Below are 25,155 nucleotides of genomic sequence, written 5' to 3'. Positions count from 1 at the left end.
TTGGCACACTAGCTGCAAAGGTACAGAGGTCCTGCATAAGGATATGTGTGTGATTGTTACCCCAACGTTCAGGTATTTAGGGCCATCCCGGCGGGATGGCCCCTTTTTTTGGCTTTTTTATGGTGAGGCTGCGTGGTGACTGTCTGTTGCCTGATGTGAGCTGTGCTGTGATGGGGCTTGTCACTGGTGAGTTCACCCCATGATGGTGCAGTTTTTACCCATAAGGGATTAGTTGCCGAACCGGCTCATGTCGATCACCAGCTTGCCCACCATGCGGCCGGCTTCCACCTCGGCATGGGCCTGAGCCAGGGTAGTCGGGGTCAGCTCGGGTACCACCTTGCTGAGGGTGCTCTTGACCACGCCCTGATCCACCAGGGCGGCGACCAGCCCCAACAGGTTGTGCTGCTCGATCATGTCCGGGGTCTGGAACAGGGAGCGGGTAAACATGAACTCCTGGCTGAAGGTGACGCTCTTGCTCTTGAGCAGGGAGAGATCCCAGGGCTCGCTCGATTCGGCGATGGTGCAGATATGGCCGAACGGGCTGATGAGGCTGGCCATGGCATCCCAGTGCTGCTCGGTGGCATTGGTGCAGAAGATGGCGTCCACCTGGTTGATGCCGAGGGCGGTGAGCTCCTCCTGCAACTGGTGATGGCTCACCACCTGGTGGGCCCCCATCTGCAGGCACCAGGCCCGGGTTTCGGGGCGCGAGGCGGTGGCGATCACCTCCATGCCGGTGAGCTGGCGGGCCAGCTGGATGGCGATGGAGCCGACCCCGCCGGCACCGCCGATGATCAGCAGCCGTCCGCGGCTTTCGCGGCTGAGGCTCATGCGCTCGAACAGGGTCTCCCAGGCGGTGATGGCGGTGAGCGGCAGGGCGGCCGCTTCCAGGTCGCTCAGGCTGGCGGGGGCGAGGGCGGCGATGCGCTCATCCACCAGTTGCAGGGCGCTGTTGCTGCCGGGGCGGCTGATGTCGCCGGCATACCAGACCCGGTCGCCCGCCTTGAACAGGGTCACCTCAGGGCCGACGGCGATCACCTCGCCCACGGCGTCCCAGCCCAGCACCCGCGGGCTGCTCTCGATCTTGGCCTTGGGGGCGCGCACCTTGGTGTCGACCGGGTTGATGGAGGTGGCGTTGACCCGCACCAGCAGGTCGCGCGGGCCCGGCGTCGGGTCGGCCAGATTGGCCTCGATGAAGCAGTCGGGATGATCGCTCGGCAGATAGTGGGTCAGGGCGATGGCTTTCATGGCAGTTCCTTTCAAATCGGTTGGATGGGGATTGCCAGCCACTCTAGTCTGGTTGATTATTCAGATTAAGATGGGTAATTGGTAAAGACTGTTTGAATATATGAACAATGTCGAACTGGAGCTGATGGGGCTGTTTGCCACCGTGGTGGAGCAGGGCAGTTTTACCGGCGCGGCCGAGCTGCTTGGCATGCCCAAATCCTCGGTCAGCCAGAAGATCTCGCGGCTCGAATCCCAGCTCGGGGTGCGCCTGTTGCAGCGCACCACCCGCCGGCTGAGCCTGACCCCGCAGGGAGAGGTCTATGTGGAGCAGTGCCGGGCGCTGCTGGCGCTGGCCCGCAGCGCCAATCTGGCGATGGCGCGGCTGCGCGCGGCCCCGGCCGGGCGGGTGCGGATCACCGCGCCGGAGGCCACCGGCACCCTGCTGCTCGGCCGGATCCTGGCCGAGTTTCGGGCCCTCTATCCCGAGGTGGTGCTGGAGCTGACCCTCTGCGATGAACAGCTCGACCTGGTGGGGGAGGGTTACGATCTGGCGCTGCGGGCGGCGCCGCTGAAAGACTCCAGCCTCATCTGCCGGCGCATCGGTCAGGTGCCGCGCCATCTGGTGGCGGCACCCGCTTATCTGGCGGCCCACGGCATGCCGCAACAGCTGAGCGAGCTGGGTCGATACGCCTGCCTGGTGCACACGTCGTTGCCGGTGTGGCCGCTGCAGGAGGGGGGCTGGCGGCCGCAGGGGGCCTGCATCAGCAACAGCCTGCTGGCGCTGCGGGAGCTGGCCATCAATGAAGGGGGAATTGCCCTGCTGCCCCATCACGTCTGCGAAGGGGATCTGGCGAGTGGCCGCTTGCAGAAGGTGTTGCCCGAGCTCGCCGTGCCGCCCAACCCCTTCTATCTCATCTACCCGAGCCGGGAGCACCTGGCCCCCGCCCTGCGCAGCCTGATGGATTTTGTGGCCGAGCGCTTGCCGTTTGCTTGAGGCTACCAGCCGCTCTGGCCGGCCGACTCCTGATTGGGCTTGAGGCCGAGTGGCACCGACTGGCGTTCCGCCAGCATGCGGATCTGCCCCTCGATCAGGCTGGCGTTGGGGCCCAGCACCAGCACCAGCTGATGGTCGTTGAGCTGGATCCAGGAGAGGCAGCCCAGCCCCAGCAGGCGGGATTGATCCACCAGCGAGATGTCGCGTACCCGCAGGCTGAGGCGGGTGAGGCAGACGCTCATTGCCTGAAGGTTGTCCATGCCCCCCAGCACCTTGAGGTACTGGATGGCCAGCATCTGGGGATCGGAGGGGGCGACACTGGCCAGGCGCGGGTGCTCCGGCGCGATGGGCTTGCTCGGCAGGCTGAGGGGCGTGCGCTCCAGCAGCTGATAAAACAGCAAGGTGTAGGCGACGAAGAACAGGATGCCGACCGGAATGAGCCAGAAGCTGTGCTCGCCGGCGTGGTAGCTCAGCACCAGATCCAGCAGGCCGGCGGAGAAGTAACTGCCCACCTTGATGCCGAGCGCACTGCAGGTGGCGAGCGACAATCCGGTCAGCAGGGCGTGGGCCAGAAACAGCCAGGGGGCGGTGAAGGCGAACAGGAACTCGATGGGCTCGGTGATCCCCACCAGCGCCGAGGTGAGCGCCAGGGTGAGCAGCAGCCCCCCTTGCGGCAGCCGCTGCATGCGCTGGCGGTGCAGCCAGATGGAGAAGCAGGCGCCAGGCAGGCCGAACATGATGATGGGGTAGAGCCCGGCCACATAGCCTTCGTGCAGCGGCTGGGCGCTGGCCAGCGCCTGCAGGTTGCTCTCCCCCAGCCCGATGAGGCTGCCCAGCACCTGGTGCAGACCGAGCGGGATCAGCAGCCGGTTCAGCACGCCGTAGCAGAAGGCGCCGAACGGGGTGGTGAGCAGCTCGGAGGCGAGCAGGGTGATGCCCTGCTCCAGCAGCGGCCAGAGCAGCGCGAGGGGGAAGGCCAGCAGCAGGCAGGCCAGCGCCGAGGCGAGCAGGCTGGTGAAATCGCCATTGATCAGCCGCAGCCAGTGGGGCATGGGGTGGCGCTTGAGCCAGGGGTAGACGATGGCGGTGGTCAATCCCGCCAGCAGGCCGCAGATCATGTCGCTGTGCAGGCCGGGGGCCAGGGTGCCGAGCGCCGAGCTCAGTAGCAGGAAGTTGACCGCCCCGGCCAGCGCCTGGCTCCCCTCACCCTGGCGGCTCAGCCCGAAGGCGATGGCCACCGCATAGATGAGCGGCATCTGGCTGAACAGGGCGCGACCGGTGAGGGAGAGTACCGCCAGATCCAGCACATCCGGCTGGCCGAGCCGATAGAGCAGGGCCGCCAGCGGCAGGATGGAGACCGGCAGCAACAGGGCGTAACCGAGTCGCTGCAGGGCTTGGGTCAGGATCTGTCTGGCGTTCTGGACGGGCATAAGGGTGCACTATTTTGTGACATGGCGCACAGTTTACCCTTAAAGCACCCATTTTGGGATAGTTTCGGAACCCTTTATTAATCCATTGCTGAACAAGGTTCGAAGAGCCGCCGCACGCTCTGGCTTGGAGCCGGGGTGAGCAGGCTGACCAGCACGAAGGCGACCAGCCCCAGCGCCAGGCTCGGCACGATGGCGTGCAGACCGGCCAGCTTGATCCCCCACTGGCTCAGGACGGCGTAGCAGAGGATGCCGCACACCATGCTGGCCAGGGCGCCCGGGCCGTTGGCCCGTGACCAGTAGAGGCCGAGCACCAGCGGCCAGAGGAACACCGCCTGCAGACCACCGAAGGCGAGCAGGTTGAGCCAGATGATCATCTCGGGGGGCTGCAGCGCCGCCAGCAGCACCAGGGTACCCAGGATCAGGGTGCAGAGCAGGGAGAGGCGCGGCACCCGTACCTCCAGCTTCTCCTGGCCGGCCTTCTCCGGGCTCAGGTAGTTGAGGTAGAGATCCTTCACCAACGTGGCGGAGGCCTGGATCAGCTGGGAGTCGATGGTGGACATGATGGCCGCCATGGGGGCCGCCAAGAAGACCCCGGCCAGCCAGGGGGGCAGCACTTCCATCATCAGTGAGGGCATGATCTTGTCCGGGCTGTCCATGCCGGGCAGGATGGCGCGGCCCAGCGCCCCGGCCAGGTGCATGCCGAACATCAGGAAGGCGCTGACGATGGTGCCGATCAGGATGCCGCGATGCAGCGCCTTGCTGTCGCGATAGCCAAAACAGCGCAGGGCCGAGTGGGGCAGTCCCACCACCCCGACGCAGACCAGCACCCAGAAGCTCAGCATGAAGGGCTGGGTCAGCATGTCGCCGGCCCCCTGCGGGCTCACCAGCTTGGGATCGATCGCCTTGAGCTGGTGGATGAGGTTGGGCAAGCCATCCCCCGCGATCAGGATCCCCGCCAGCAGGGCGCCGGTGCCGATCAGCATGATGATCCCCTGCAGCGCATCGGTCATCACCACGGCGCGAAAGCCGCCGATCACCGTGTAGAGCAGCACGCAGCCGGCAAACAGGAACAGCCCCTGCTGATAAGAGAGGCCGGTGGCGGTCTCCAGCAGGCGGGCGCCGCCGATGAACTGCACCACCATGGTGGCGATGAAGGCGAGGATGATGGTGACCGAGCCCAGCACCACTACGGCCCTGCTCTGGTAGCGGGCCCACAGCATGTCGTTGATGGTCACCGCATTGACCCGGCGGGCTATGATGGCGAACTTCTTGCCAAGCACTCCTAGGGTGAGCCAGACGGTGGGCAGCTGGATCATCGCCAGCAACACCCAGCCAAGGCCAATCTTGTAGGCGGCACCCGGCCCGCCGATAAAGGAGGAGGCCGAGGTGTAAGTGGCCACCAGGGTCATGGCCAGCACCAGGCCGCCCATGCTGCGGTTGCCGATGAAGTACTCCTGCACGAAGTCACCGCCCACCCGGTGGCGGCTGGCCCAGAAACCGACCCCCAGCACCAGCACCAGATAGATGCACAGCGGCAGCAGCAGCTCAAGATTCATGGGGAGGCTCCTTGTCATCGAGGGGCTGGGAGTCGAGGGGGATATCCACGAACAGGCGATCCACCATCAGGCCGCACAGCACGATGAACAGCAGCGGCATCAGAATGCAGCTGAGCAGGAACCAGAGCGGCATATCCCAGAATTCGATCTCTTCGGGGATGAAATAGGCCGTGCCATACCAGGCAAGGAAGTAGAGCAGGGTCAGCAGCAGGCAGAGTGCTGCTTCCCGACGAGCGAGCGCAAAACGGTTCACCTTGGCCTCCGACAATTTCGAGGGGCGCAAGGATAACAAAAAAGGGCCATGTCGCCATGGCCCTTTTTCAGCAGAAGATCTGCGGACGCGAGTCTTACAGACCCAGCTTCTTGTGCAGGTAGTGGATATTGGTACCACCGTGCTGGAAGTTTTCGTCCTTCATGATCTCTTTTTGCAGGGAGACGTTGGTCTTGATCCCTTCCACCACCAGCTCGTCCAGCGCCTGACGCATGCGGGCAATGGCGACGTCGCGGTTTTCACCGTAACAGATCAGCTTACCGATCATGGAGTCATAGTAGGGCGGCACCTTGTAGCCGGCGTAGATGTGGGAGTCCCAACGCACGCCCAGACCACCCGGCGCGTGGAAGCGCTGGATCAGGCCCGGAGACGGCATGAAGGTGGCCGGGTCTTCGGCGTTGATCCGGCACTCGATGGCGTGGCCACGGATGCGGATGTCCTGCTGGGTGATCGACAGGGGCTGGCCGGCGGCGATGCGCAGCTGCTCCTTGATGAGGTCGACGCCGGTGACCATCTCGGTAACCGGGTGCTCTACCTGGATACGGGTGTTCATCTCGATGAAATAGAACTCGCCGTTTTCGTACAGGAACTCGAAAGTACCCGCACCGCGGTAGCCGATCTCGATACAGGCGCGCACGCAGCGCTCACCGATGAACTTGCGCATCTCGGCGGTGATGCCCGGCGCCGGTGCCTCTTCGACCACCTTCTGGTGGCGACGCTGCATGGAGCAGTCGCGCTCGCCCAGATAGAGGGCGTTGCCCTGGCCGTCTGCCAGCACCTGGATCTCGATGTGACGCGGGTTCTCCAGGTACTTCTCCATGTAGACCATGTCGTTCTTGAAGAACTGGCCTGCTTCGGACTTGGTCAGCGCGATGGCGGCAGCCAGCTCGGCTTCGCTACGCACCACGCGCATGCCGCGACCACCACCGCCACCGGCGGCCTTGATGATCACCGGGTAGCCGATGCGCTTGGCAATGGCGGCGTTGTGCTTGGCATCGCTGTCAACCGGACCGTCGGAGCCCGGTACGCAGGGTACGCCCGCCTTCTTCATCGCCTCGATGGCGGAGACCTTGTCACCCATCAGGCGAATGGTCTCGGCGCGCGGGCCGATGAAGACGAAGCCGGATTTCTCGACCACTTCGGCAAAGTCGGCGTTCTCGGAGAGGAAGCCGTAGCCGGGGTGAATGGCAACGGCACCGGTCACCTCGGCGGCGGCGATGATCGCTGGCACGTTGAGGTAGGAGTCGGTACTGGCCGGTTTGCCGATACAGATGGTTTCGTCGGCCAGCAGCACATGCTTGAGCTCCCGGTCGGCGGTGGAGTGAACGGCCACTGTCTTGATCCCGAGCTCTTTGCAGGCGCGCAGGATCCGCAGGGCAATTTCACCGCGGTTGGCGATGACTACTTTGTCCAACATGGGTGGCGATTTCCCTTATTCGATGATGAACAGCGGCTCGTCGAATTCGACGGCCTGACCATTTTCAACCAGGATCGCTTTGATCACGCCGGCCTTGTCGGATTCGATTTGGTTCATCATTTTCATGGCTTCGACGATGCACAGGGTATCGCCGACATTGACGTGCTGGCCCACTTCTACGAACGGCTTGGCTTCCGGGCTGGAAGAGCGGTAGAAGGAACCGACCATGGGGGAGCGCATCAGGTGACCGGCCGGGGTGGCGTCGGCAGCCGGTGCTGCGGCGGCCGGGGTGGCGGCGACAGGAGCGGCTACCGGAGCAGCAACCTGCGGCATGATCATCTGCGGAGCAGCGGTCACCTGACCGGAGAAGTTGCGGCTGATGCGAACGGATTCTTCACCTTCGGAGATCTCCAGTTCGGCGATGCCGGACTCTTCAACCAGTTCAATCAGCTTCTTGATTTTGCGGATATCCATTAGCATTCTCTTTCTTCTTTATCTGATCAGTGATTATCAAGCCGCGCGCAACTGGTGCACGGCCGCGGTTAAAGCGAATTGGTAGCCATCGGCCCCCAGCCCACAAATGACCCCCTTGGCGACATCAGACAGATAGGAGTGATGACGGAAGGGTTCCCTGGCGTGGACGTTGGACAGGTGAACCTCGATAAAGGGGATGGCCACACCCAGCAGCGCATCGCGGATGGCGACGCTGGTGTGGGTGAAGGCGGCCGGATTGATGATGATGAAGTCCACCTGACCCATGGCCTGGTGGATGCGGCCGACCAGCTCGTGTTCGGCGTTGGATTGCAGGTGTTCCAGTGTGACCCCGAGTTCGCCGGCACTTAGCGTCAGATCGGCGACGATCTCATCGAGCGTCTTGCTGCCGTAGATGCCCGGTTCCCGTTTGCCCAGCAGGTTCAGGTTCGGCCCGTTGAGCAGGAGAATTCGGTGTTTTTGCGACATATTGAGTACATCCTCGATGATAATGCTGCTATCTGTCAGCTATCTTGTGGACTACCAGAAATCTAGCCATTTTCTGCTCAAATCGGTGTGCACTGGCACACAGATTTCGCAATTATATTGATTTCGTGAAAATTAGCAGCATTTTACTGGTCTAATCTCTACATCTGTCTGTTTTTTGCTCTATCTGGTCGGCTGTCAAAACACTCACTAGCAGGAATGACAAAGCCGGCACAGGGCCGGCTTTGGAGGCAAAAGGCAGACGGGATCAGGCGGCTTCGGACTTCTCGCGAATGAGTTTGTCCACTACGCCCGGATCCGCCAGGGTGGAGATATCCCCCAGGCTGTCGGTCTCGCCGGTGGCGATCTTGCGCAGAATGCGCCGCATGATCTTGCCGGAACGGGTCTTGGGCAGCCCCTCGGCCCAGTGGATCACGTCAGGGGTGGCGATGGCGCCGATCTCCTTGCGGACCCACTCCTTCACCTCCTTGTGCAGCTCCCGGCTCGGCTCTTCGCCGGCGATCAGGGTGACATAGGCATAGATGCCCTGGCCCTTGATCTCGTGCGGTACCCCCACCACAGCCGCTTCGGCAATCTTCGGATGAGCCACCAGCGCGGATTCGATCTCGGCGGTACCCATGCGGTGGCCGGAGACGTTCAGTACATCATCCACCCGGCCGGTGATCCAGTAGTAGCCATCCTCGTCGCGACGGGCACCGTCGCCGGTGAAGTAGCGGCCGGGGAAGGTGGAGAAGTAGGTCTGCTCGAAGCGCTCGTGATCGCCGAATACGGTGCGCATCTGGCCCGGCCAGGAGTCGGTGATCACCAGGTTGCCCTCGGTGGCCCCCTCCAGCGGCTCGCCCATGTTGTCCACCAGCGCCGGCTGCACGCCGAAGAAGGGGCGGGTGGCCGAGCCTGGCTTGAGATCGGTGACGCCGGGCAGCGGGCTGATGAGGATGCCGCCAGTCTCGGTCTGCCACCAGGTGTCGACGATGGGGCAGCGCTCGTCGCCTATGGTGCGGTAGTACCACTCCCAGGCTTCCGGGTTGATGGGCTCGCCCACGGAACCCATGATGCGCAGGCTCGAACGGGAGGTACCCTCAACGGCCTCGTTGCCCTTGGCCATCAGCGCGCGGATGGCGGTGGGGGCGGTGTAGAGGATGGTGACCTGGTGCTTGTCCACCACCTGGCTCATGCGGTTGGTCGCCGGGTAGTTGGGCACCCCTTCGAACATGATGGTGGTGGCGCCGTTGGCGAGCGGCCCGTAGACCAGGTAGGAGTGGCCGGTGACCCAGCCCACGTCGGCGGTACACCAGTAGATGTCCTCCTCGTGGTAGTCGAAGATGTACTTGAAGGTGAGGGTGGCATAGACCAGATAGCCGCCGGTGGTGTGCAGCACCCCCTTGGGCTTGCCGGTGGAGCCGGAGGTGTAAAGGATGAAGAGCGGGTCTTCGGCCCCCATCGCCTCGGGCGGGCAGTCGCTGCTGACGGCAGCCGTTGCCTCATGCCACCACAGATCGCGGTGGTTGTGCCAGGCGATGTTGCCGCCGGTACGTTTGAGCACGATCACCTTGCTGACCTTGGTCTCCGGGTTGGTGAGCGCTTCATCCACGTTCTTCTTGAGCGGCACCGGGCGGCCACCGCGCAGCCCCTCATCGGCGGTGACGACGATGGTGGAGCCGGAGTCGATGATGCGACCGGCCAAGGCTTCTGGCGAGAAACCGCCGAAGACGATGCTGTGCACGGCGCCGATGCGGGTACAGGCCAGCATGGCGATGGCCGCTTCCGGCACCATGGGCATGTAGAGGCAGACCACGTCGCCGCGATGCACCCCTTGTGCCTTCAAGACGTTGGCAAACTTGCACACCTCGGTGTGCAGCTCGCGATAGGTGAGCTTGCGATCCTCGGCCGGGTTGTCCCCTTCCCAGATGATGGCGACCTTGTCGCCGCGCTCGCTCAGATGGCGATCCAGGCAGTTGGCAGAGACGTTGAGCAGGCCATCTTCATACCACTTGATGGAGACGTGGCCCGGATCGTAGGAGGTGTTCTTGACCCGGGTATAGGGCTTCATCCAGTCGAGGATCTTGCCCTGCTCGCCCCAGAAGGCATCCGGGTTCTGCACCGAGGCCTGGTACATGGCCTCATAGCCTGCCTTGTCCAGCAGGGCGCCCTGGCTGATGTGGGCTTTGACCGGGTAGACCTTGCTCTCGCTCATGTGTCACTCCTTTGAATACATTTTTGTAATGATTGGATAACAACTTATACCTTTGGCGGGGGAGGGCAATTAGACTTTTGGATAGATGGCAACATCCGCTTACAGTCGCGTCGATGACAATTCATCGCCGATTGGGTAAAACGTCGCTTTTACCGATGGAGACAGCCCCCGTGTTGACCCTGCTTCTTTGCTCCTCCCTCTGGCAGTTCGAGGCCCCGAAGGCCACCGATGAGGCCACATTGGCCGCCCCCCATGCCAACGGTCTTGAACTGACACCGACACAGCCCGATTCACCCTCACTGCGGGATCACATCAGCGGCCAGCTGAGCGAAGCATGGCTGGCGCGCAAGCCGCCGGTGTCCGTCACCCTCGGGGAGAAAAAGTCCTCCTATCCGCAGGACTCCTTGCTGGAAGAGTCACGCCGGCAGCAGGACGAAGGGTGGGACGCCAGGCTGACCTTCAACGATTGAGTTGGCTGTGGCTGTCACCCCCCTGGCGCGGGGCTCAGCACCAGTGATTCCTGCCCGATGCCAGCTGCGCCGCCAGATGGGGCTCGGCCAGCGGATGGCTGAACAGATAGCCCTGCCCCTCCTGACAGTGGAGGGATTGCAGAAACTGGCGCTGGGCCTGGGTCTCTATCCCTTCGGCGGTCACCATCATGCCCAGGCTGTCGGCCAGGTTGACGATGGTGCGGCACAGCTCCCGGCTGTGCTTGTCATCGGGCAGCGCCTGCACGAAGGTCTTGTCTATCTTGATCCGATCGATGGGCAGGCTTTTCAGCAGGCTCAGGGATGAGAAGCCGGTGCCAAAATCGTCGATGGCGATCTGCACCCCCAGCTCCTTCAGCCGCTTGAACAGCTGCAGACTCTGGTCGACCCGCTGGATGATGCTCTCGGTGACCTCTATCTCCAGCCGTTGTGGCGGAAAACCGGTCTCGGCCAGGATGGCGGCGACCCGCTCCACGTAACCTGCCGAGCGCATCTCCCGTACCGACACATTGACCGACAGTCTGGGCACCGCCAGCCCTGCGGCCAGCCAGGCTTGTCCCTGCTGGCAGGCGGTACGCATCACCCACTCCCCGATCTGCTCGATGAGACCGCACTCCTCGGCCACCGGAATGAAGCGGGTCGGCCCTATCATGCCCTCGCTGGGGTGTTGCCAGCGCAGCAGGGCTTCCAGCCCGCTCAGCTGGTTGCTGGCCAGATCCGTCATGGGTTGATAGAGGATGCAGAGCTGCTGCTGCTCGATGGCCTGGAACAGCCCCTGCTCCATGCTCAGTCGCTCCCGGGTCTGTTCCGTCATGTCCGGGGTATAGAAGAGGTAACCGTTGCGGCCCTGGTTTTTCGCCTCGTACATGGCGCTGTCGGCGGCACTGACCAGGGTGTCCGGGGTGGTGGCGTGTTCCGGATAGAGGGCGATGCCGATGCTGGCGGAGATGGCCACCCGCTCGTGATCCAGCTCGACCGGCTCGCGCAGGCGGGCCAGCAGCTGCTCGGCGAGCCTGGCCAGCTCCTCCGGCTGTTCGAAGTAGGGGATCAGCACCAGAAACTCGTCGCCACCCAGCCGGGCCGCCACGTCGTTGTGGTGCAGGAGCCGGCGAATGCGCTCGGCCAGCAGCTTGAGCAGCTCGTCTCCGGCCCGGTGGCCCAGGGTGTCGTTGATCAGCTTGAAGCCGTCCAGATCGATGAACAGCAAGGCGAGCTGCTGCCGGTTGAGGTGGGCGGTCTTGATCTCCAGCTCAAGCCGCTCCTGCAGCAGGTTGCGGTTGCCGAGCTCGGTCAGGGGATCGTGATAGGCGAGGTGGTTGAGCTGTGCCTCGGCCTTGCGAATGGCGCTGATGTCGGAGAAGGCGATGACATAGTTGGTGGTGTTGTGGCGGCTGTCGTGGACGGCGCTGACATGCTGCCAGGAGGTGAAGTAGCCGCCATCCTTGCGCAGGCACATCATCTCGCCATGCCAGGCGTGGCTGCCGGGCAGCAGGGTGTGCCAGGGGTAGTCGATGTCGGTGTGGCGGCGCGGGTGCATGATGGCTTCCGGTGACTTGCCGACGACCTCCTCCTCCTCGTACTGGGTCATGCTGCAGAAGGCCGGGTTGACCGAGATGATCTGGCGCTGGCCATCCATGATGATGATGCCTTCGGCAGCGGTTTCGAACACCACGTTGGCCTGGCGCAGCTTGTCTTCCTGGGTGCAGCGATCGGTGGCGTCGTGGATCACCCCGGTGATGCGTCGCCCCAGATGTTCGCTGGCCGCCACGTGATCGGCATGGATGTCGACCCAGTCTCGCTGCTGATCGGGCCCCAGATAACCGAGGGTGAGATGAATGGGGGCCGTGCTCTTGAGCGCCGCCCTGAGCTGCTCGCCAGAGAGGGGGTCGAAGCGCTTGATGAACTGCTCCATTCCCCCCTGAAATTCGCTGGCGGCGGTGCCGAGCAGCTGCTCGACCCGGCCGTCAAACTGCAGTCTGTCCTCCTTGACGTGCCACTCCCACACCCCGATCCGGCCGGCATTCATGGCCAGTTGCAGCCGCCGCTGCGACTCGACCTGTTCGGTCACGTCGCGCACTATGGTGAGAATGCCGTCGGGCACGCCCTGTTCGTCGAGCATGGGGCTGTAGATCGCCTGCCAGTGGCGTTGCTGGCCCTGATGGGCGGCGGTATGGCCGCTCAGGTTCAGCTCGACCCGGGGGACGCCGCTGCTGATGATCTGCTGGAACAGGGGCTCCAGCACGGGGGCCAGGGCCGGGACGATTTCCCGCAGGGTATGGCCATAGTGCTCCTCCCGGGAGAGGCCGTTGAGGTCGGCCAGGGTCTGGTTGACGCTGCGGCAGCGAAAGTGGCGATCGAAGATGCCTATGCCAAACGGGGCCAGTTCGAACAGCTGCTGCAGCTCGTTCACGCTCAACTGCCCCGCCTGCGGCGGATCGGGCATGGCGTCGAAAAGCTCTTTCCCCATCACGGGACTCCGAAATTGACTGTTTTGTCATTTGAGGTGTTGTCAGTATGGCATGAAGCCTACTGGAGGGAAGAGGTGGGGGCTCATTTGCCCCCAATTTGGTTATTTTCCGAAGTGGTAGCTCAGGGTGAGGTTGATCACCGGCTGCCAGTCATGCTCCTTGATGAGCCACTGCTTGGCGCCGAACTCGGTGCCCAGTCGCCACTGCTGCCAGCACCAGCTGCGCTCCAGCGTGAGCCCCCAGTCCCGCAAGCCTTCGTTCGCCCCATAGGCGGCCATGTGGGCCTGACTGCCGCGGGTCAGCCAGAGATTGAGGGAGAGCCCGGCGGGCAGCGGCAGGCTGTGCTCCATGTACCAGAGCTGGCCATAGCGCCCGCTGACGTCATAGAGCTGGCCCAGGGTCAGCTGGTGATCGTCATCCAGTTGCCAGCCCAGGCGCCAGAGTGTGCTGAAGCGGGTGCGGTCGATCACCTCCATCGGGCTGACGCCGAGGGCGATAAAGCTCTTGTCGTAGAGCGGCAGCGCCACCCCGGCGCTCTGGCCGTCGGCGAAGATGAGGCCGACCTGGGTCTCCCGCTCGTAGCCGACCCAGAACTGGGAGCTGTCGCTGCTGCCGCTGCCCGCCTGCTTGCTGTCCAGCTGCCACTGACCGCCGATGGCCAGCTCCTTGGCGCAAACCGGCAGCGCCAGGAGCAGCAGCACCAGCCAGTGCTTATTTGTTGCCATAGAGCCGCACCCAGTCCCGATCCTGATGCATGCCCATCAGGTGGCAGATGATGCCGGAGCGCTGGAAGGCGTAGATGAGCAGCACGCTGGTGGCGCTGAGCGCCATGATGAGGCCGAAGTTGTTGGGCAGTATGGTGCCCTGGCGGGCGGTCCACCACAGCAGGAGCGGGCCCCACAGGTGCACGAAGATGCTCTTGTGGAAGATGAAGACGGTCAGCGAGTACATGCCGATCCAGTTGAGGGGGCGCCAGCAGAGGCGAATGTTGCGTTGATGCAGCCAGAGCACGGCCCCGATCACCAGAAACTCCATTCCCCAGATGCCGGCACGCCCGATCATGTCCATCGCCAGTTCGTGCTCGTTGGCGTAGATGTCGCTGAGCTCGACCGTGCTGGTCTCGCCGAACATGAGATAGCAGGCCAGCGCCAGCAGCGAGAGCGTCAGCACCAGCGTGTTGAGGCGGTCCCGCCATTGGGGCCGCTGATGCCAGCACCAGCCGTAGAGGAAGCCGAAGCAGCCGCTGGCCATGAAGAGGTCGAGGCGGGCATCCAGCTCGTAGTCGGGGTGCACGTGCAGCTTCATCCAGCCGTCGAGGTGACCGAGCAGATCCTGCACGCCGAGCTGATCCAGCAGCAGGCTGAGCAGGGTCAGCAGCAACATGCCGCGGATGCCGAACCAGGCGTAGACCAGCGAGAAGAGCGCCAGCAGGCACATCCACAGCATCACCGGATAGAAAGAGATCGCCTCGCCGAAGTTGGGAGCGATCACCAGTCCTTCCACATAGAGCACCAGTATGATGCTGGCGAACAGCACCAGCTTGCCGCCCAGCTGCGGTCTGAAGCTGACCTGATCACGGCGACTGAGGTTGAAGGCGGCCAGCGCCAGGTAGATCTGGCTGACCCAGGGGATGAGCCAGGCCGACACCTGGGCCGTCAGATGATCCATGGGCAGCAGCTGACCGGCCATCGCCTTGTGGGAGAGGTAGAAGCTGTCCCACAGGGCGTGCTCCCGATTGAAGAAGTCGATGTACCAGTAGTTGAGGTAGCCGGTGTAGTGCTCGAAGACGGCCATGAAGATGACGAGCCCTCGCAGCAGATCGAGGCCCGTGATGCGCGCATCCTGTGGAGGCATGCTGATGCTCCTGTATCGGTCGGAAAAGGAGCGGCACTATAGCGGTTGTCGTGAAACTGAACGGGAGCTGAATGTAAGCGAATGTTACCCGCAATTGCCCCGCTGACCTTGCCACAAGGGCAACCGGGGGGATCGGGCTGTCATGATTTGTAATAGTTTTGGCGCTTTTTCAGCCTTTCTGGCGGCCAAACGCCTGGATGCCGCGCACCAGGACCAGCCAGCCGACCACGTGAAACGGCAGCGCCATGGCGTAGAGCAGCAGCCAGTGGGCCTCGCTGCCGCTGCTATGGATGAAGTCTATCCAGGCGGCCAGCAGGGCCAGCATGCCCGCTATCTGGAAGCGGCGGCGCAGCACCACCTCGACGCCGAGGTTGGCAAGGTAGAGGGTCAGCAGTATGCCGGCGAAGCCGGTGAGCTGGGCGGTGCCGTAGAGTTCCCGGTCCGGATTGAACAGCAGGGCGACGAGGGGAGTAATGCCCTGATCCTGCGGGATCAGGGCCAGCAGCCAGCATGCTATCAGGAGCAGGGCTGTCTTCATCGGCTTAGTCGGCGGCTTGCGCCGGTTTGACCAAGCTGAGGTAGTTGGCATCCATCTTGAGGAATACCCCCAGCAGCCGGGCACTGGCGCCGTAGAAGCCGAACTGGTCGGCGGCGCGGCAGGCGCTCTCGAATTTGTCGAACCAGCCCAGCAGGTGGCCGTGCAGCAGGGACTCCTGCTCGCCGAGCCAGCTTTCACGCTGGGCGGCGGTGGTCGCCTCGGCGGCGCGGATGATGAGGTTGCCCATCAGATCCAGCTCGATGGCCAGGTGATCGGCAGGCTCCTTGTATTTGTCGCTGACGTTGATGCCCAGGCGATCGAGGCGGGCCTGCATCTCGCTCATGGGGGCCTGCATCAGCAGCTTGCCCTCGCCGCGATAGAGCGACTCGTAAGGCAGGGCCCCCTGCTTGGGATCCACCAGGAACAGACCGGCGAAGTCGGCGGCGAGCTCCAGCTGGCGATCCGGGCGCACCAGCAGGCGGGCGATGGCCTCGTTCAGTTCGGCCACGGCCTCGCGCATGGGATCGAGAGTGGAGAGGCTCTTCAAGAAGCTGCGCACGTCGTAGGTGTCGTATTCAGCGATCTGTGCATCACTGAGCTCGGCAGCGAACAGGGTGGAGAACCACCAGTAAAGCTCGGCCCGGCGTTCGCTGGTAGCCATGAATTCCTGCATTTATCCTCCGTGGATGACAATCGGGAGCCATAGAGGCTCCCGATTCTAACGACTTTAAAAATAAAGGAAACTCAAGGGGTGACTTTCGTCCCCTCGGGTCACAGTGCCGGGAACATGGGATCTATGCCCTTGGCGGATTCCGGCGCTCCGAAGGCGGTGACGGCCGGCGCCTGCCCGCGGAACTTCTCGATCTCCACCAGGGCGGTGTGGGCCGTGGTGGCCTGCGCCAGGCTGGAGGAGCCGATGTCCGCGGTCAGCACGTTGGGATCGCCATAGGTACACAAGGTCCCCACCTTGCCGCCCTCCTGGGGGCCGTACCAGGCCCCTTCCTGGATGCGCACCACGCCGGGGGCGTAGTCTTCGCTCACCACCAGACCGGCCAGCACCTGACCGCGGCCGTTGAAGACCCGCACCAGATCCCCGTCCTTGAGCCCGCGCGCCCTGGCGTCTTGCGGGTTCATGTAGACAGGCTCGCGCCCCTGCACCGTGTAGGTGGCACGGTAGGCATCGGAGGAGCAGAGCTGGCTATGCAGGCGCTTGTCCGGGTGACAGGATTGCAGGTGCAGCGGGAACTGCTGGCTGCCCGGTCCGCCGTGGGAGCGCTCATAAGGCTCGATCCAGACCGGGTGGCCCGGGCAATCCGCGTAGCCGTAGTCGGCGATGGTCTTGGAGTAGATCTCGATGAGGCCGGACGGGGTGCCCAGCGGCTCCAGATCTGGCTCCTTGCGGAACGACTCGTGCCGCACCCAGGGCTGGCCCGCCGGGAAGCTGACGAAGCCTTCGCCGTGCCAGAACTGGCTGAAGCGGGGCAGGCGGATGCCGATGCCGCGGCCCTGCAGGCGGGCATCGTCATAGATGCTCTGGATCCACTCCAGCTTGCTCTTGCCACCGGTGAACTCGGCCTCGCGATCGAAGCGACGGCAGAGATCGGCGAAGATGTCGTAGTCGTCGCGCGCCTCGAACAGCGGCTCGACCACCTTGTGCATGGCCAGGATGCCGGCGTTGGAGTGGGAACCCCACTGCTCGATGTCATCCCGCTCGTAAGTGGTGGTGGCCGGCAGCACGATGTCCGCGAAGCGGCAGCTGGCGGTCCACTGGTGATCCACGCTCACCACGGTTTCCAGCTTGCGCCAGGCGGCGATCATCTTGTTGCGATCCTGTTGGTGGTGGAACGGGTTGTTGCCGCAGAACACCGCCATCTTCATCTGGGGATAGGTGATGGTCTGACCGTTGAAGGCGATAGTCTTGCCCGGGTTCAGGATGCAGTCGACGAAACGGGCCACCGGGATGAACCTGGAGTAGCCCTTCCAGTCGCCGTCGTGCAGCGGCTTGACCCCGGGAATGACGGAGCTGAAGCCGGACATGATGGGGCCTGTGCTGGTGATGGTACCGGCGCCGTTGTAGTGCCAGCCAAAACCGTAGCCGCCGCCCGGCAGGCCAATTTGGCCCAGCATGGAGGCCAATACCACCAGCATCCAGGCGTACTGTTCGCCGTGGTGCATACGCTGCACGCACCAGCCGCCGATGAGCTGGGTGCGGCCGCTGGCCATGGTGCGCGCCAGCTCGCGAATGGTCTCGGCAGGCACGCCACAGATGGCGGAGGCCCACTCGGCATCCTTCACCTGGCCATCCTTGGTACCCAGCAGATAGGGCAGGAACTTGTCAAAGCCGGTGGTGTAGTTTTTGAGGAAGGCCTCGTCGTGACGCTTTTCGCTGTAGAGGGTATGGGCGATACCCAGCATCAGGGGGACGTCGGTCTGCGGGTTCAGGGTCACCTGATCGCAATTGAGGTACTTCTGGGTCTTGGACTTGACCGGGTCGACGCTGATGACCTTGATCTCGCCCCTGGCCACTTTCTCTTTCAGCTGTGCCCAGTATTCGTAGACGCTGTGATCCGGCACCAACCAGCCCACCTGCAGGTTCTTGATGGGATCAGAACCCCAGATGACGATGGTCTTGCTGTGCTCCAGCACCAAGGGCCAGGAAGTCTGCTGCTCGTACACCTCCATGGCGCCCGCCACGTGGGGCAGGATCACCTGGGCGGCGCCGGTGGAGTAGTCACCGGCCTTGGCCAGATAGGTACCGTGCAGGTTCATGGCGCGGCCCAGCATGGCGCCGGCGGAGTGCAGCTTGCCGACCGACTGCCAGCCGGAGTGACCGGCGTAGAGGGCGCTCGGGCCATAGGTTTTCTGCACTCGTTCCAGCTCGTGATAGAAGAAGTCCAGCGCCTGGGACCAGGTCACCCGCACGAAGCGGTTCTGGCCGCGCTCGCTGGTGTCGGACTGGTGGCCCTTGCGCAGCCAGTCCAGACGCACCATGGGGTAGCGGATGCGGGAGGGGTTGTAGACCACTTCACTCAGGGCCTTGAGCATCTCGGTCGGATGCTTGTCATGCTCGAACGGCAGGGTCTCGACCCAGCGGCCATCGACCACACGGGCGCGGAAGGCGCCCCAGTGGGAGCCGGACTGCACCAGTTTTTCGCCGGACTCGGCGGCCATCGCGGCGCGACCAAGCAGGGAGGGGCCGATCAGGGCGCTGGCACCGCTGGCCAGCAAGCCACCCAGAAAACCACGACGGGAAATATTGATCATCTTGTTATTCCTTTCTCGAATCCGGACTTAGTGGCTGCCCTGACCACCGGTATCGGCGGCATGGTTTTGCAGGTATTTGAGCAGGGTGCGCTCCTCTTCCTTGCTCAGGCGGTAGTAGGCGGACATGGCCTTGAGACCCGAGATCCAGCCGTTGGCGGTGAAGTGAGCCGGATCCGGCGCCGCGTGGCAGGAGTTGCAGGTGGACTTGTACATCTCGCCGGCATAATCCCAGATCGGTTTGAGGGAGGATTCGAGGCCCTTGCCATCGACCCAGGCCTGCACCTGCACCTGTTCCCACTCGATATGGGTGGCGCTGTCGGTTTCCTGTTTCAGGATCTGCTCGTTGGCCCTGAGCTCGTCACGGATGGTGGCGACGAAGACCCGCTTGCCCATGTATTCGCTCAGCACGCGGCCCTTGCCTTCGGTTTCGCGCCACCCTTCGATGGTCACCTTGAGGCGATCGCCGCTGCGGGCCACCACCTCGATACGGGAGGCGGGCAGCAGCTTGCCGACCGGATCGGTACTCTCTTCGCTTTCGTAGAGATCCTTCTCGCCCAGGGTGTAGAGGGTCTCGGCGGCCGGTGCCTCTTGCGCATCGCCTGCCAGGGTGGCGTAGGTGGCACGGAAGCCGCCCGCCATGTTCGGCAGCTCGTGGGCGATGCCCTTGTGGCACTCGATGCAGTTCATGTTCTTGGCGGCGGCATCCTTCATCGCCAGGGCGGCGGCGGGGGACTGCTTGGCGTGGTCCATGTTGTCGTAGCTGTGGCAGGACTTGCAGGTCTTGGAGTTCTGGCTGCTCATGCGGGCCCACACCTTCTCGGCCAGGTGCAGACGCCTGTCTTCAAACTTCTCCTGGGTGTCGATGCTGTGGCCTATGTACTGCTGATAGAGGTCGTTGGCCGCCTCCATCTTGCGGGCCACCTTGCCGACGAAGTCCTTCGGCTGGTGGCAGTCGGTACAGATGGCCTGGACGCCGGAGGCGTTCTTGAAGTGGACGGACTCCTTGTACTCGGGGTAGACGGTGTCCTTCATGGTATGGCAGGAGATGCAGAACTCGAGGGTACTGGTCTTCTCGAAGCCGTAGTGCAGGCCGACGCTGCCGGCCAGGGTGACCCCGACGCCCGCCAGCACCAGCGCCAATACCGACCAGCGGCGGCTGGGGGTGCGCAGGAAATGCCACAGTTTTTTCATCATGTTCTCTCACATCGCTTTTTTGATGGAGGCCATGATAGGGAGGCGTTGTGAACAGGGCTGCCGCCGAAAATTAACGAAATAGGGGTATTTATGAAAAATTATGAATAGAATAATTCCCCCATGTTGAACTCTGTCGAACCCTGCGGAACCTGCCCATGAGCCACCACATTCTGGTTGTTGAAGACGATGTCGTGACCCGCGAGAAGCTGACCGGCTATTTCGAGCGGGAGGGCTATCGGGTGACCGCGGTCGAGAACGGCCAGGAGATGCGGGCCGTGCTGGCCGAGCGGGAGGTGGCGCTGGTGATGCTGGACATCAACCTGCCGGGGGAGGATGGCCTGCTGCTGACCCGCGAGCTGCGCGCCCGCAGCACGGTGGGGATCATCCTGGTGACCGGCCGCAGCGATGCGGTGGACCGGATAGTGGGCCTCGAGATGGGGGCCGACGACTATGTCACCAAGCCGTTTGAACTGAGAGAGTTGCTGGTGCGGGTCAAGAACCTGCTATGGCGCATCTCGTTGGCCGCAGCCCAGCCGAGCGAGCCGGCGGTGGCGGACGATGCGGTGCGCTTCGGTCCCTGGCGCTTCGACATCCCCCGCCGCCAGCTCAGCCGTGACGGGGTGCCGGTGCGCCTGACCAAGGCGGAGTACGAGGTGCTGGTGGCCTTTATCGCCAACGCCGGGCGGGTGCTGAGCCGGGAGCGGATCCTGGCCCTCACCAGCCACCGCGGTGATGGCCCGAGCGATCGCACCATAGACGTGCTGATCCGCCGCCTGCGCGGCAAGATGGAGCAGGATCCCCGTGACCCGCAACTGTTCGTCACCGTGCACGGGGAAGGCTACCTGTTTGCCGGCGAGCTGGCCGCCTGACCCTCTGCTTTGCGGGGCGTTCAGGCCGATGGCCGGGTGTCAAACTGCGGGCAGTCATCCCCTATCTGGTGCCAGGGCGCCTTGGAGCCGACGAAGATGTGAAACGCGGGCTTCTGGCTCGGCGCCTCGTCCAGTATCCCCAGCCGCAGATTGATCTTGCCCGTGCTGCGCTTCTGGCTGAACAGGCTGGAGCCGCAGTGGCGGCAGAAGGCGAGGCTGGTCTCGTCCGATTTCTGGTAGCGGCCGATGGCCTCGCTCCCCTTCGCGATGGTCACCTTGTCACCATCCAGCCCGCCGACCGAGGCGTAGTCCGCCCCGGAAAACTTGCGGCATTCGGAGCAATGGCAGTTGCCCATGTAGTCGAACTGATCCGGCAGGGTCAGGGCCACGGCGCCGCACAGGCAGCTCGCATGCAATGTGTTCATCTCTTCTCCTTGAGTACTTGGTTAGTTGCCGCTGGCGTCGAAGCCGACCCGGTAGACGGGGCGAAAGGTGCCATCGGACAGAGAGTTGGCGGGATTGGCCAGGGGGGCCTCCAGAGTCAGGATGGGGGGGCCCATCACCCGCGGGCACTGCTGCTCGCCGGCCTCGGGACTTTGCAGCAGGCAGACCGCCTGGGCCACTGCAAGACGTCCCTGCTGGCGCATCTGATCGCTGTTGGCGGCCAGGACCTTGCCCCGGCGCAGGCCGCGCTGCACACCGTGGCTGAAGTAGGTGCTCAACACTTGGGGTTTTATGAGTTGGCGCTGGGCCAGCTCGTTGACCGCCACTTCGGCGGCGATGGCGCCCCCCACCAGATAGTCGAGGTCGGGGTGGCGGGCCAGGGTCTGCTGCACCAGGGTGCGCTGGATCTCGCGGCTGTTGTCACCGCGCGCCGTGGTCACCAGTCTGATGGCGCTGCTCTGGATGGCTGCGGCAAAGCCGGGCTCGACGAAGTTGTTGCCGCCACTCGCCTGCGGGCCGGGAAAGAGCGCCACCGTCACCGGCGGGCTGCCGGCAGGGTGGCGCTTGGCTAGCCAGTGGCCCATCTGCCAGCCCATCTGATACCAGGAGACCCCCACCTTGGCCTTGACCAGTCCGGCGGGCAGGTCGTTGACCAGGCCGAACACCGGTAGCGGGCTGGCGCCGATCGCTTCGCCGAGCCCGTCGTAGCTCACCGCGCCGAGCAGGATGGCATCGCTCCCCTCGCTCACGCACTGCTGCAACTGGCGGCGCTGTTCGGCAAGGGCGCCGTAGCCCCCCGCCTCGTGGATACGCAGCTTCACGCCGAGTCGCTTGGCCTCCTCCACCATGCCCTGATTGACCGACAGCCAGTAGGCGTCGCGCAGATGGGGATAGAGGGCGCACAGGGTCAGGGGGCGGGTGACGGGGGCGGGCCCTTGCCAGTTCAGGCGGGCCGGCTTGCCGCCGAAGGCGCCATCCGGCCAGTGATCCACCTCGAAGGCGAGGGCGCAGGCCGGGAGCAGCAGGAGCAACAGGGAGAGACAGACGCTTCGCATGGCCGGGGGTTTTGTTAAAGTGTGGGGCCATATTATCCGGTCAAAGTCGACCACAACCAAGGGGCTTCGCGTGAGAATCTTTTCCGGCCTGGGTGGCAAGCTGCTGCTGGCCTTCTCCCTGATGGCGCTGCTGACCCTAGGGGCCTCCCTGTTGGGCTGGTTCGGGCTCAGCCACCTGCGCCAGCTGGAGCAGGGGGTGCAGCAGACCCTGGCGGATCAGGAGCTGGCCCGCACCCTGGCGCGGCTCGGCGGCGAGATCCAGAGCTCATCTCACCTGCTGGCCTCCGCCACCAGCGAGGGGGAGCGGGAGCATCAGGGGCGGCGGCTCACCCTGCAGGGGCAGCAGATGCAACAGGTGCTGGAGCAGCTGGGCCATGGTGGCGGCAAGCAGACCCCAGACGAGTTGCATCGCCTCAGCCAGACCATCATCGGCAACCTGGGCCAGCAGGGCTGGCTGGTAGGGGAGCGGCTGACGCTGATGGCCGAAGGCAACGCCCTGCGCTCCCGGCTGGTGACGGCCGCCGGTCAGGTGGCGGAGCTGGCCCGCAGCCAGATGGAGAACGCCGAAACCGTGATGGTGGCGGGGCTTGGCTCCCTCTATTCACTGCAAGGGCGGTCTGCAGATGGGGCGATCGACCGGCTGCTGGAGCAGGATCTCGACTGGCTGGAGCAGATGACGGAGCTGCGCCACCGTACCCTGATGCAGCAGCAGCGTATCGAGGAGATCTGGCGCAGCGACCGGCAGGACGGGCTGCAAACCCTGCTGCAGGAGGTGCGCGGGGAACTGGCCATCCTGCGGCTGCGAGCGGGAGCGGTGACCGATCCGGCCCGCCGCCAGGCGGTGGAGCAGGCGCTGACTGTGCTGGAGCAGAGCGATCGGCTGGTGCAACTGCGCAGCGACTGGCTCGGCAAGGGGGAGGCGCTGCGGGTGCTGGCCGCCGCCAACGACGCCCTGATGGGGAGTCTCAACCGTCAGGTCGGTACCCTGGTCAGTCAGGCCCGCGATTCCTTGGGGCAGAGCCAGCAGGCATTGAGCCAGCGGCTCAAGCTGCTGGAGCGGGCCCTGATGGTGATCGGCCTGCTCACCCTGGTGCTGCTCATCCTGTTGATGTGGCGGGTGGTCTATGGTCGCATCGTCTGGCCGCTGCAGCGAGCGGTCGCCGGGATGAGCCGGCTGGCGAAGGGGGATCTGGCGCCGCTGACGCCGGTTGGGGAGGTCGGGCGCGACGAGCTGGCGGAGCTGGGGCGGGCGCTGCAGGTGTTTCGCGACAACGCCATCGAGCTTGGCCGCTACCAGCGGGAGCTGGAGTCGCGGGTCGAGGAGCGCACGGAGCAGCTCAGCCATGCCAATGTGCGCCTCAACGAGGAGGTGGAGAAGCAGCGGCTGGCCCGCGCCGAGGCGGAGCAGGCCAACCGGGCAAAATCGGTGTTCCTTGCCACTATGAGCCACGAAATTCGCACCCCCATGAACGGCATCCTCGGTGGCCTCACCCTGCTGGAGGACACCCACCTCAGCGAGACCCAGCAGCGCTACCTGGCCGCCATCGAGCAGAGCGGTGAATCCCTGCTGGAGATCCTCAACGACATTCTCGACTACTCCAAGATTGAGGCGGGCCATGTGGAGGCGCGCCGTGAGCCCTTCTCCCTGCGCCCGCTGGCCGAGGAGCTGATCGCCCTGTTTGGGCCGAGGGCCGACGCGAAAGGGGTGACGCTGGCGCTGGAATATGCCCCCTCGCTCCCCCCCGTGGTGGAGGGGGATTTGGGCAAGTTGCGCCAGGTGCTGGCGAACCTCTTGGGCAATGCGGTCAAGTTTACCGGCGAGGGGCGCATCACCCTGGTGGTGGCGCCGCTGGCCTGCGCGGGTCCCTGCGCCGAGCCCTGCATCCGCTTTGTGGTGAAAGACACCGGCCCCGGCATCCCGTCCGGGGAGCTGGAGGCTGTATTCGAGGCCTTCCGCCAGCGCAAGCGGGACATGGGCCATCAGGGGGGCACGGGGCTGGGGCTCGCCATCAGCCGCCGGCTGGTGGCCGCCATGGGGGGAGAGCTTATGCTCTCCAGCGAGCCGGGGCAGGGGTGTGAATTCAGCTTCAGCCTGCCGCTGCAGCGCTCGGCTGCCCGGTTGCCGGCCAGCGCCCAGCCGGTGCGCCTCGGCCAGCCGCGGGAGATCCTGCTGGTGGAGGACAACGAGATCAACCGGCTGGTGGCCGAGGGCATGCTGGTGCGCCTCGGCCACAGGGTCACCCTGGCCGAGGATGGACGCAGCGCGCTGGCGCGGGTGACCGAGCGCCCCTTCGAGCTGGCTCTGCTCGACATCAACCTGCCGGACATGGATGGCATGACGCTGCGCGAGGATCTGGTGGCCATCAGCGAGGAGGAGCATGGCTGCGGCCTGCCCGCCATCGCCATCTCGGCCCAGATGTACCCGGAGGATGTGCGCGCCTGTCTCGCCGCCGGGTTTGCCGATTTCGTCGGCAAGCCGGTGCGGCTGGCGGCGCTGGCCGCGGCCATCGACCGTTTGTCAGCGGGGGAGGAGGCGCCTCGCCTGGTGGCGGGCGAGCCGCTCGCTGGTGGCGGGAGCGTTAACCGGGTGCTGGAGGCGGATCTGACCCTGCTCGGCAGTCAGCGCATCCGCCAGCTCATCGCCCTGTTTGCCGAGCAGGGGACGCCCCTGGTGGCCGAGCTGGCGCACAGCGAAGGGGAAGCGCAGCGCGCGCTGGCCCACAGGCTCAAGGGCAGCGCCCTGGCGCTCGGGCTGGATGATTTCGCGGCGCAGTGCGCCGCCGTGGAGCAGGGGCTGCTGGATGGGTGGGTGCTGGCCGGGCCGTTTGAGCAGGCGCTGGCCGGTTTGCAGGCCTGGCAGACGAAGCATCTGCCGGATTAGCGGCAAGGGGGCATGGTTCACGCCCTCGCAGGAAAG

Annotated in this window: 21 protein-coding genes; 4 read left to right on the top strand and 17 right to left on the bottom strand. The window is 64.4% G+C overall.

Going from position 1 to position 25,155, the window contains the following annotated elements; all coding sequences use genetic code 11:
- Positions 1 to 228 precede the first annotated feature (228 nt).
- Positions 229 to 1,245 (bottom strand): zinc-binding alcohol dehydrogenase family protein, encoded by a 1,017-nt coding sequence (locus tag AB5Y81_RS16725; RefSeq protein ID WP_095592149.1) that lies wholly within the window; start codon positions 1,243 to 1,245, stop codon positions 229 to 231.
- Positions 1,246 to 1,345: 100 nt separating this feature from the next.
- On the opposite strand from AB5Y81_RS16725, the gene AB5Y81_RS16720 reads away from it, so the two are divergent.
- Entirely contained in the window at positions 1,346 to 2,218 is an 873-nt protein-coding gene (locus AB5Y81_RS16720; RefSeq protein WP_017779917.1) for a LysR family transcriptional regulator, read from the top strand.
- A gap of 2 nt (positions 2,219 to 2,220) precedes the next feature.
- Here the strand turns inward: AB5Y81_RS16720 and AB5Y81_RS16715 are convergent, their stop codons facing one another.
- From AB5Y81_RS16715 to acs, 7 genes are all read right to left on the bottom strand, one after another.
- Positions 2,221 to 3,648, bottom strand: a complete 1,428-nt coding sequence (locus AB5Y81_RS16715) for a PTS transporter subunit EIIC (RefSeq protein ID WP_279485363.1) — start codon at positions 3,646 to 3,648, stop codon at positions 2,221 to 2,223.
- 77 nt (positions 3,649 to 3,725) lie between these two features.
- Positions 3,726 to 5,204 (bottom strand): sodium/pantothenate symporter, encoded by a 1,479-nt coding sequence (panF, locus tag AB5Y81_RS16710; protein WP_267997299.1) that lies wholly within the window; start codon positions 5,202 to 5,204, stop codon positions 3,726 to 3,728.
- Positions 5,194 to 5,472, bottom strand: a complete 279-nt coding sequence (locus AB5Y81_RS16705) for a YhdT family protein (RefSeq protein WP_010633080.1) — start codon at positions 5,470 to 5,472, stop codon at positions 5,194 to 5,196. Before AB5Y81_RS16705 ends, panF begins: the two co-directional genes overlap by 11 nt.
- Before the next feature lie 79 nt (positions 5,473 to 5,551).
- Positions 5,552 to 6,892: an acetyl-CoA carboxylase biotin carboxylase subunit gene (accC, locus tag AB5Y81_RS16700; RefSeq protein WP_005298029.1), complete on the bottom strand. Its 1,341-nt coding sequence runs from the start codon at positions 6,890 to 6,892 to the stop codon at positions 5,552 to 5,554.
- 15 nt (positions 6,893 to 6,907) lie between these two features.
- Positions 6,908 to 7,366 (bottom strand): acetyl-CoA carboxylase biotin carboxyl carrier protein, encoded by a 459-nt coding sequence (gene accB / locus AB5Y81_RS16695; RefSeq protein ID WP_213343699.1) that lies wholly within the window; start codon positions 7,364 to 7,366, stop codon positions 6,908 to 6,910.
- A gap of 36 nt (positions 7,367 to 7,402) precedes the next feature.
- Positions 7,403 to 7,852 (bottom strand): type II 3-dehydroquinate dehydratase, encoded by a 450-nt coding sequence (gene aroQ / locus AB5Y81_RS16690; RefSeq protein ID WP_005298040.1) that lies wholly within the window; start codon positions 7,850 to 7,852, stop codon positions 7,403 to 7,405.
- Between the two features lie 265 nt (positions 7,853 to 8,117).
- Positions 8,118 to 10,064, bottom strand: coding sequence for an acetate--CoA ligase (acs, locus tag AB5Y81_RS16685; protein WP_005298042.1), 1,947 nt, complete (start codon positions 10,062 to 10,064; stop codon positions 8,118 to 8,120).
- A 170-nt stretch (positions 10,065 to 10,234) separates the two neighbouring features.
- Here acs and AB5Y81_RS16680 point away from each other — a divergent pair, with 170 nt between their 5' ends.
- Complete coding sequence (locus AB5Y81_RS16680; protein WP_043170291.1) at positions 10,235 to 10,534, top strand: hypothetical protein; 300 nt, start codon at positions 10,235 to 10,237, stop codon at positions 10,532 to 10,534.
- A 34-nt stretch (positions 10,535 to 10,568) separates the two neighbouring features.
- Here the strand turns inward: AB5Y81_RS16680 and AB5Y81_RS16675 are convergent, their stop codons facing one another.
- The 7 genes from AB5Y81_RS16675 to torC form a co-directional block, all read right to left on the bottom strand.
- Entirely contained in the window at positions 10,569 to 13,019 is a 2,451-nt protein-coding gene (locus AB5Y81_RS16675) for an EAL domain-containing protein (protein ID WP_279485364.1), read from the bottom strand.
- 102 nt (positions 13,020 to 13,121) lie between these two features.
- Positions 13,122 to 13,745, bottom strand: a complete 624-nt coding sequence (locus tag AB5Y81_RS16670; RefSeq protein WP_279485366.1) for a hypothetical protein — start codon at positions 13,743 to 13,745, stop codon at positions 13,122 to 13,124.
- Positions 13,732 to 14,874 (bottom strand): hypothetical protein, encoded by a 1,143-nt coding sequence (locus AB5Y81_RS16665; protein WP_279485367.1) that lies wholly within the window; start codon positions 14,872 to 14,874, stop codon positions 13,732 to 13,734. The genes AB5Y81_RS16670 and AB5Y81_RS16665 overlap by 14 nt, the downstream gene beginning before the upstream one ends.
- 169 nt (positions 14,875 to 15,043) lie before the next feature.
- Complete coding sequence (locus tag AB5Y81_RS16660; RefSeq protein WP_005298051.1) at positions 15,044 to 15,412, bottom strand: hypothetical protein; 369 nt, start codon at positions 15,410 to 15,412, stop codon at positions 15,044 to 15,046.
- Between the two features lie 4 nt (positions 15,413 to 15,416).
- Entirely contained in the window at positions 15,417 to 16,085 is a 669-nt protein-coding gene (gene torD, locus AB5Y81_RS16655) for a molecular chaperone TorD (RefSeq protein ID WP_005298053.1), read from the bottom strand.
- Positions 16,086 to 16,183: 98 nt separating this feature from the next.
- Positions 16,184 to 18,676: a trimethylamine-N-oxide reductase TorA gene (gene torA, locus AB5Y81_RS16650; RefSeq protein ID WP_279485368.1), complete on the bottom strand. Its 2,493-nt coding sequence runs from the start codon at positions 18,674 to 18,676 to the stop codon at positions 16,184 to 16,186.
- A 27-nt stretch (positions 18,677 to 18,703) separates the two neighbouring features.
- Entirely contained in the window at positions 18,704 to 19,870 is a 1,167-nt protein-coding gene (torC, locus tag AB5Y81_RS16645) for a pentaheme c-type cytochrome TorC (protein ID WP_279485369.1), read from the bottom strand.
- A gap of 155 nt (positions 19,871 to 20,025) precedes the next feature.
- On the opposite strand from torC, the gene torR reads away from it, so the two are divergent.
- Positions 20,026 to 20,739 (top strand): two-component system response regulator TorR, encoded by a 714-nt coding sequence (torR, locus tag AB5Y81_RS16640; RefSeq protein WP_279485370.1) that lies wholly within the window; start codon positions 20,026 to 20,028, stop codon positions 20,737 to 20,739.
- A gap of 20 nt (positions 20,740 to 20,759) precedes the next feature.
- Here the strand turns inward: torR and AB5Y81_RS16635 are convergent, their stop codons facing one another.
- Positions 20,760 to 21,164, bottom strand: a complete 405-nt coding sequence (locus AB5Y81_RS16635) for a GFA family protein (RefSeq protein ID WP_017765169.1) — start codon at positions 21,162 to 21,164, stop codon at positions 20,760 to 20,762.
- Between the two features lie 21 nt (positions 21,165 to 21,185).
- Complete coding sequence (gene torT / locus AB5Y81_RS16630) at positions 21,186 to 22,238, bottom strand: TMAO reductase system periplasmic protein TorT (protein ID WP_279485371.1); 1,053 nt, start codon at positions 22,236 to 22,238, stop codon at positions 21,186 to 21,188.
- A 70-nt stretch (positions 22,239 to 22,308) separates the two neighbouring features.
- Between torT and torS the strand changes: the two genes are divergently transcribed.
- A complete protein-coding gene (gene torS, locus AB5Y81_RS16625) occupies positions 22,309 to 25,119 on the top strand; it encodes a TMAO reductase system sensor histidine kinase/response regulator TorS (protein ID WP_279485372.1) in 2,811 nt (936 codons plus the stop codon).
- The last annotated feature ends 36 nt before the right edge of the window (positions 25,120 to 25,155 follow it).

This window comes from Aeromonas sp. s2 (genome assembly GCF_040907935.1).
Lineage (GTDB): Bacteria > Pseudomonadota > Gammaproteobacteria > Enterobacterales > Aeromonadaceae > Aeromonas > Aeromonas dhakensis.
The sequence above is the reverse complement of the archived record's forward strand: the minus strand, read 5'-3'. Positions and strand labels throughout refer to the sequence as shown.

Excerpts from the sequence above, each read along its gene's own strand:
- torT (WP_279485371.1), bottom strand. The coding sequence starts at position 22,238 with ATGCGAAGCGTCTGTCTCTCCCTGTTGCTCCTGCTGCTCCCGGCCTGC.
- torD (WP_005298053.1), bottom strand. The coding sequence starts at position 16,085 with ATGCAGGAATTCATGGCTACCAGCGAACGCCGGGCCGAGCTTTACTGG.
- aroQ (WP_005298040.1), bottom strand. The coding sequence starts at position 7,852 with ATGTCGCAAAAACACCGAATTCTCCTGCTCAACGGGCCGAACCTGAAC.
- AB5Y81_RS16670 (WP_279485366.1), bottom strand. The coding sequence starts at position 13,745 with ATGGCAACAAATAAGCACTGGCTGGTGCTGCTGCTCCTGGCGCTGCCG.
- AB5Y81_RS16635 (WP_017765169.1), bottom strand. The coding sequence starts at position 21,164 with ATGAACACATTGCATGCGAGCTGCCTGTGCGGCGCCGTGGCCCTGACC.
- AB5Y81_RS16715 (WP_279485363.1), bottom strand. The coding sequence starts at position 3,648 with ATGCCCGTCCAGAACGCCAGACAGATCCTGACCCAAGCCCTGCAGCGA.
- AB5Y81_RS16675 (WP_279485364.1), bottom strand. The coding sequence starts at position 13,019 with ATGGGGAAAGAGCTTTTCGACGCCATGCCCGATCCGCCGCAGGCGGGG.
- acs (WP_005298042.1), bottom strand. The coding sequence starts at position 10,064 with ATGAGCGAGAGCAAGGTCTACCCGGTCAAAGCCCACATCAGCCAGGGC.
- torA (WP_279485368.1), bottom strand. The coding sequence starts at position 18,676 with ATGATCAATATTTCCCGTCGTGGTTTTCTGGGTGGCTTGCTGGCCAGC.
- AB5Y81_RS16660 (WP_005298051.1), bottom strand. The coding sequence starts at position 15,412 with ATGAAGACAGCCCTGCTCCTGATAGCATGCTGGCTGCTGGCCCTGATC.
- torC (WP_279485369.1), bottom strand. The coding sequence starts at position 19,870 with ATGATGAAAAAACTGTGGCATTTCCTGCGCACCCCCAGCCGCCGCTGG.
- AB5Y81_RS16665 (WP_279485367.1), bottom strand. The coding sequence starts at position 14,874 with ATGCCTCCACAGGATGCGCGCATCACGGGCCTCGATCTGCTGCGAGGG.
- torR (WP_279485370.1), top strand. The coding sequence starts at position 20,026 with ATGAGCCACCACATTCTGGTTGTTGAAGACGATGTCGTGACCCGCGAG.
- AB5Y81_RS16720 (WP_017779917.1), top strand. The coding sequence starts at position 1,346 with ATGAACAATGTCGAACTGGAGCTGATGGGGCTGTTTGCCACCGTGGTG.
- accC (WP_005298029.1), bottom strand. The coding sequence starts at position 6,892 with ATGTTGGACAAAGTAGTCATCGCCAACCGCGGTGAAATTGCCCTGCGG.
- AB5Y81_RS16725 (WP_095592149.1), bottom strand. The coding sequence starts at position 1,245 with ATGAAAGCCATCGCCCTGACCCACTATCTGCCGAGCGATCATCCCGAC.
- panF (WP_267997299.1), bottom strand. The coding sequence starts at position 5,204 with ATGAATCTTGAGCTGCTGCTGCCGCTGTGCATCTATCTGGTGCTGGTG.
- accB (WP_213343699.1), bottom strand. The coding sequence starts at position 7,366 with ATGGATATCCGCAAAATCAAGAAGCTGATTGAACTGGTTGAAGAGTCC.